The organism is Skermanella sp., assembly GCF_059503625.1.
On the sequence record NZ_JCACHA010000979.1, the window covers coordinates 1 to 6,438 of the forward strand.

Consider the following 6,438-nt stretch of genomic DNA (forward strand, 5'->3'; position numbering starts at 1 on the left):
CGAACGACGACGGTGCGGAAGCCGCAGGCGCTCAATTCGGTACTGACCAGCTTGCTGACCACCTTGGACGGCGTGACCAGCATGATCTCGACATCGTGGACCTCGATGTCGGTGATATCGAACTCGTAATGGACCGGCAGCGTGCGGATGATTTGGTTGGTGGTCGCAACATCGGGCCGCTCCTCCCGGTCAACCGCGACCGACAGGCGGTCGGCGAACGCCATCACGTCCACGATCTGGCGTTCGTTCAGGCGGGTGAGATTGCCGCTGAGATAGGTTTCCAGCCGGTGTGCGATCAGGTTGACCAGCGGGAAACCGCATGAACTGCCGATACCGCGCAGCTTGCTCGCTTCACGGCGGAGCAGGATCAGCGCTTCCTCATCCGTCAGCTTGTTTTCGGCACGCTTGTCCAGCGTCTGGTAGATCAGGGCGAGGCGGTCCTGCGCATCATCCCTGAATTCGACACGAAGTTGATCTGCAAGGTCATCGGTATCGATCGGGAGAGACATCAGGGACACAGCCAGCGTGTTGGGTAAGGGAGGTACCACTATACTCCCTTTGCCCCTTCCGGCGCATCATCAGAGTTGCCTATATCCCGAATTATTGCGGGCTCGGCCCCTACGGTTTCAGGTCCGCTGGTAAAGATCCTGGAACCAGCGCAGCCGGGCTTCAACCTGCGCAATGTCATGGTCGAGCCATTCGGTCAGGTGTCCGGACTCGCCCTCGTGATGGCGCCGCAGGTCCTGAAGGCGTGCCAGCTCCGTCTCATACAGGTCGGCCAGCAGGTCGATCTGGTCCTGCCGGTCCTGATGGTCGAGCAGGTGCAGGAAGCGCAGCTTGAGGGTGATGATCAGCTTGTTGAGGTCGTCGGACGACGGCGCACGGATATTCGACCGCATCAGCGTCTCGAACTCCTTCTTGCCGGCCGGCGTGACCGTCAGGACGGCATTGTCTTCCATGCCGGTACCGTCGAGCGCTTCGATCAGGCCGTCGTAGCGCAGCAGTTCCAGCGAAGTTCCCATCAAATCGAGCGACGGGCCGACGATGCGGCTGGTGAAGTGCCGGATGGCGCCTGCCAGATCGGCATAACGCAGTGAGCCAGCCTGACTCAACGTTCCGAGAACGGCGAGGCGGACGGCCTCTTTCGGCATCAGTGAATTGTCGCGATACATGGTGCCACTCCCTCGAAACGTTATGAGCAACGTCATCGTCTCGATAACGAACATAGTGCGTCACTTCGCCAATGTCCATAGATGACTTTGCGACGCATTCTCAAAAATTGACTGGGAACGTCCGGTGGCGGTGTCCTGTTGGGGAAGAAACGAGATCAATTGCCTGAACGGAGACCAAGCCGTGACGATCAAATCAGTCCTGACAGCCGCCGCACTGGCGACGCTCATCACATCGCCGGCCCTCGCTCAGGTCGCTCCCAGCATGGGCGGACGGGAGCCGCTCGATCAGAAGGAAGGCATCCAAACCCCTGAAACGCTTGGGGCCGGCCGCTCCCAGGCCGCGCCGGAGGGCGGCAATTTGGCGAGGCCCGCCGACCCGCACGTTCAGGCTCAAGGGCAGCGTCAGCCCGGCACCATCAAGGAAGGCGATACCGCCGCGACGAGCGTCAAGCCGCCGCCCGGCTCCAGCTCCCAAGGCTCCGGCGAGGATGAGGCCAAGCAGAAATAATTTTCGCTTGGCCTCAAGGTTAGAGTAGAAGACCGGGGCGGCCTGAGAAATCAGGCCGCCTTTTTCAGTTCAAGGCGACTCCAGACGTCCAGCAAGGCGTCGATCAGGTGGTCCATGTCGGCGTCGGTGTGAAGCGGACCGGGGGTAATCCGGAGCCGTTCCGTACCGCGCGGCACCGTGGGGTAGTTGATCGGCTGGACGTAGATGTTGTGCCGGTCCAGAAGATCGTCGCTGGCCTGCTTGCACAGGCGCGGGTCGCCGACCAGGACGGGGACGATGTGGCTGACCGATGGCATCACCGGCAGACCGGCGTCCGACAGCGCCTGCTTCAGCTTGGCGGCGCGTTCCTGCTGAGCCGCGCGCTCGGTGCCGCTCTGCTTGAGATATCGGACGCTGGCGAGAGCACCGGCCGCGACGGACGGGGTCAGAGACGTGGTGAAGATGAAGCCGGCGGCGAAGCTGCGGACGACGTCCACCAGCGCCGACGAACCGGTGATGTAGCCGCCCATCACGCCGAAGGCCTTGCCGAGAGTCCCTTCGATGATGGTCAGCCGGTGCATGACGCCGTCGCGCTCGGCGACGCCGGCCCCACGCGGTCCGTACATGCCGACGGCATGGACCTCGTCCAGGTAGGTCATCGCGCCATGCTTTTCCGCCACCGAACAGAGTTCGTCGAGCGGAGCGATGTCGCCGTCCATCGAATAGACGGATTCGAACGCCACCAGCTTCGGCCGGTCGGCGGGCAGGCGGCTGAGCAACTGGTCGAGATGTTCGGGGTCGTTGTGGCGGAAGACGTATTTCTCGGCGCCCGATTGCCGGATGCCCTCGATCATCGAGTTGTGGTTGAGGGCGTCGGATAGGATCACGCAGTTGGGCAGCAGTTTGCCCAGCGTGCTGAGCGTCGCCTGGTTGGAGATGTAGCCCGAGGTGAACAGCAGCGCCGCTTCCTTGCCATGGAGGTCGGCCAGCTCGCGTTCCAGCAGCACGTGGTAGTGGTTGGTGCCGGAGATGTTGCGGGTGCCGCCGGCCCCGGCGCCGCAGGTGTCAAGCGCCGCGTGCATGGCGTCCAGCACGACCCGGTTCTGGCCCATGCCCAGATAGTCGTTGCTGCACCAAACCGTGACTTCCTGAACTTCGCCGGTGACGGAGTCGTAATGCTTCGCCTTGGGGAAGTTGCCTGCCCGGCGTTCCAGATCGGCGAAGACCCGGTATCGGCCTTCACGCTTCAGATTGTCGATCTGGGTCCGGAAGAAGGCTTCATAATCCATGGCGCGTGATCCGTAGGTTCTCTTTTTTCAACAACGTGTCAGAATCGGACACTTTATGGAACAGGTAAATCGTCGAAGACGCGGCGCACCGTGGCAGCTTGTCGCGTCTCCGATTTTGGTCCCGGTTTCCCGTTCTCCCGATTTTTCCTGACGCTGAAAATGGACCGTTCCGTCCATTCAGCATTGATTTCGATCAAATGCTTGATCGAAGGGTGCCGTTATCAGGCGACGGCGGCCATTCCCTTGTCGGTGACGAAACTCACCGTATCGTCCAAAGCTTTCCCGAACTTTGCCACCAGATCGTCCAGTTCGGCCGAAGTGATGATCAGCGGCGGCGAAAAGCCGATGCTGTCGCCCATGGCGCGGACGATCAGGCCGTGTTCCTGGGCGAAACGGGCGACATGAGCGCCGATCCCCAGCTTCGGGTCGAACGGAGCCTTGGTCGCCTTGTCGGCGACGATCTCGACGCCCGCGATCAGGCCGATGCCGCGAACTTCGCCGACCAGCGGGTGGTTCCGGAAGCGCCGCAGGCCGTCCTGGAGGTGCGGGGCCACCGTCCGGACATGGCTGACAATGTCGCGCTCCTCGTAGATCTTCAGCGTTTCCAGGGCCACCGCCGCCGAGACCGGATGGCCGGAATAGGTGTAGCCGTGGCCGAAGGTCCCGATCTTTTCCGACTGGCGGACCATCGCCTGATATATGGGCTCGGAGATCATGACGGCGGCGATCGGCAGATAGGCGGAGGAGAGCGCCTTGGCGACCGTGATGATGTCGGGCTTGAGGTTATAGGTCTGCGTCCCGAACATCGACCCGGTGCGCCCGAACCCGCAGATCACCTCGTCCGCGATGAACAGGATGTCGTAGCGCTTCAGCACCGGCTGGATCTTGTCGAAGTAGGTTGCCGGCGGGACGATCACACCGCCGGCGCCCATGACCGGTTCGGCGATGAAGGCGGCGATGGTGTCGGGCCCTTCGGCCAGGATGAGCTGTTCGAGCTGATCGGCCAGCCGGGTCGCGAAGTCTTCCTCCGTCTCGCCTTCCTCGCCGTAGCGGTAGAAGTGCGGGCAATCGGTGTGGAGGATACCGGCGATCGGCAGGTCGAAATCGCGGTGCAGGTGCGGCAGGCCGGTCAGGCTGGCCGAGGCCACGGTAACGCCGTGATAGCCCTTCTGCCGGGCGATGATCTTCTTCTTGTGAGGACGCCCGAGCGCGTTGTTGTAGTACCAGACCAGCTTGACGACGGTGTCGTTGGCTTCGGAACCGGAATTGGTGAAGAACACCTTGGACATCGGGACCGGCGCGATCTTGATCAGCGCCTCCGCCAGATCGATGCCGGGATCGTGCGCCTTGTGGGTGAAGGCGTGATAGAACGGCAGCTTCCGCAACTGCCGGGTCGCCGCTTCCACCAGCCGTTCCTCGCCGAAGCCGAGGGACGTACACCAGAGACCGGCCATGCCCTCGATATAGGCCTTGCCGCTGTCGTCGAAGACATGGACGCCTTCGCCGCGCTCTATCACCAGCGGACCCACATCCTCGTGGGTCTTCAGGTTGGTGTAGGGGTGCAGATAGTAGGCCTTGTCGCGGCTTGCCGCCGAGTTGCCGATCCCGCTGGTCATTTCGGTCATTTCTTACTCTTCAAGTTCCGATCCGGCTCGATCCCTAAGGTCAGATTGTACGTCGGTCGAACCTTGGCAACCAAGCAAGATCAGAGCGGACCGGCTATGCGGGGGCTGGGAAGGGGGTGTTTACATCCCCCCTCAGGGACGTGGATGTCATCATTTGTCTACATCGCCATCCGCGTGGGTCGAATGTCGGGCCGCCCATGGTAGCGCGTATCGCTTAAGGTTCCGTTAGTGGGACGCGACATCCAAGGTGCTGTGATTCCTTATCGAGGGCGGGCGTGAGGCGTCATTATGGTGAAGATCAACATAATCGCCCGATCCGGATATATTGGTGATTTTCAAGGACTGGTTGATCCTGTTAACATCGTGGAGTGTGCTGGAGACTGAGCTCGGATAGTGGATTCAAGTTCAAGGTAGGGTTGAGGATGAGTGCGATTACTTGTTACCCAAATCGGGGTTTAAAATTTGGGCACTCTGCTCTCTGCAAGGCAGATCGTGATTTAGAGAACTTGCTCAGGTGAGACATCGGTAGCGAGGCCAGTTGCCGACCGGTGCGCCGGCTGCCGGCCCGCGGGGAACACGATCAGGACTTCACCGGGAGACTTCGACTTGTCCTTACAACATGACGACGCCCTTTCCCTGCATCGTGTCCTGGACGCTTCGGCCGTGGCGCCGGTGGCGGAAGCCCAGGGGACTTTTCCCCGGATCGCTTTTTTCCTGCAGGACCTTTATGGCGGCGGCGCCGAGCGCGTGATGCTTGCGCTGGCAAGCGGCATCGCCCGGCGCGGGTTTGCGGTGGATCTGGTGCTGGTGCGCCGGCAGGGCGCCTATGTCGACGACATCCCGGCAAACATCCGGGTGGTCGAGCTGGGTACCAAGCGGACCGTCAACAGCGTTGCGGCGCTGGCCCGCTATCTTCGGCGCGAGCGGCCCGCCGTCCTTCTGACGGCTCTCGTCCATGTCAATATCGCCGCCCTGCTGGCGGGTTTGCTGGCGCGGGTCGGGACCCGGCTGGTGGTGACGGAGCATAACCAGATCAGCCGCAACATCGCGCCTACCGCATCGCGTACGGTGCGCATGGCCTACCGGCTGGTCCCGTTCCTGTATCCGAGGGCGGCGCGGATCATCGCGGTTTCCGACGGCGTCGCCGAGGATCTGACCAAATTCGCCGGGATGAGGCGCGGCCGGATCGACGTTGCCCATAATCCGGTCGTCACGCCGGATATGCTTATGAAAGCGGCGCAGCCGGTCAATCATCCGTGGTTCGCCGAAGCGGAAGCGCCGGTGATCCTGGGCGTCGGCAGACTGTCGGCCCAGAAGGATTTCGGAACGCTGCTGCGCGCCTTCGCCCTAGTCCGCGCGTCGCGTCCGGTCCGGCTGGTCATCCTGGGAGAGGGGGCGTGCCGGAAGGAGCTGGAAGATTTGGCCAACGAGCTGGGAGTGGCGGCGGACGTCCAGATGCCGGGCTTCGTGGACAATCCGCTCGCCTTCATGGGCAAGGCGTCGCTGTTCGCGCTGTCTTCGCGCTTCGAAGGGCTGCCGACCGTTCTGATCGAAGCGATGGCCTGCGGGACTCCGGTGGTTGCAACCGACTGCCCGAGCGGCCCGCGCGAGATCCTGGAGGGCGGTGAACTGGGCGGGCTGGCTCCCATCGGTGACCCCGAGGCGCTGGCGTCGGTGATCGAGCGTTCGCTGGACGATCCGGTGCCGACGGAACGCCTGCTCGCCAAGGCGGAGGAGTTTACGGTGGACCGCGCGGTGGACCGGTATCTGACGCTGCTGCGGTAGGGGGGGTGAGGTTTCTCTGATCAGTACGTAGGTCGGCCTAAAGCGAAGCGGCAGCCGACATGGACGCGCCTGCTTGTCGG

6 protein-coding genes are annotated in these 6,438 nt (G+C 62.5%); 2 read left to right on the plus strand and 4 right to left on the minus strand.

The annotated features are described in order from the left end of the window. A partial coding sequence (locus AC5JJ6_RS35870; protein ID WP_496046621.1) for an Hpt domain-containing protein occupies nucleotides 1-509 on the minus strand: 509 nt, incomplete at its 3' end. Between the two features lie 117 nt (nucleotides 510-626). Next, a complete protein-coding gene (locus tag AC5JJ6_RS35875) occupies nucleotides 627-1,172 on the minus strand; it encodes a transcriptional regulator (RefSeq protein WP_044433537.1) in 546 nt (181 codons plus the stop codon). A gap of 181 nt (nucleotides 1,173-1,353) precedes the next feature. Here AC5JJ6_RS35875 and AC5JJ6_RS35880 point away from each other — a divergent pair, with 181 nt between their 5' ends. After that, nucleotides 1,354-1,680 carry a hypothetical protein gene (locus tag AC5JJ6_RS35880; protein ID WP_496046622.1) on the plus strand — a complete coding sequence of 109 codons (327 nt, stop codon included), beginning with the start codon at nucleotides 1,354-1,356 and terminating at the stop codon, nucleotides 1,678-1,680. 50 nt (nucleotides 1,681-1,730) lie between these two features. On the opposite strand, the gene hemA is transcribed toward AC5JJ6_RS35880, so the two are convergent. Continuing rightward, nucleotides 1,731-2,948 (minus strand): 5-aminolevulinate synthase, encoded by a 1,218-nt coding sequence (gene hemA / locus AC5JJ6_RS35885; RefSeq protein ID WP_496046623.1) that lies wholly within the window; start codon nucleotides 2,946-2,948, stop codon nucleotides 1,731-1,733. A 221-nt stretch (nucleotides 2,949-3,169) separates the two neighbouring features. Then, a complete protein-coding gene (locus AC5JJ6_RS35890; RefSeq protein WP_496046624.1) occupies nucleotides 3,170-4,573 on the minus strand; it encodes an aspartate aminotransferase family protein in 1,404 nt (467 codons plus the stop codon). A gap of 606 nt (nucleotides 4,574-5,179) precedes the next feature. Here AC5JJ6_RS35890 and AC5JJ6_RS35895 point away from each other — a divergent pair. Further along, nucleotides 5,180-6,358, plus strand: a complete 1,179-nt coding sequence (locus tag AC5JJ6_RS35895; RefSeq protein WP_496046625.1) for a glycosyltransferase — start codon at nucleotides 5,180-5,182, stop codon at nucleotides 6,356-6,358. Nucleotides 6,359-6,438 lie beyond the last annotated feature (80 nt).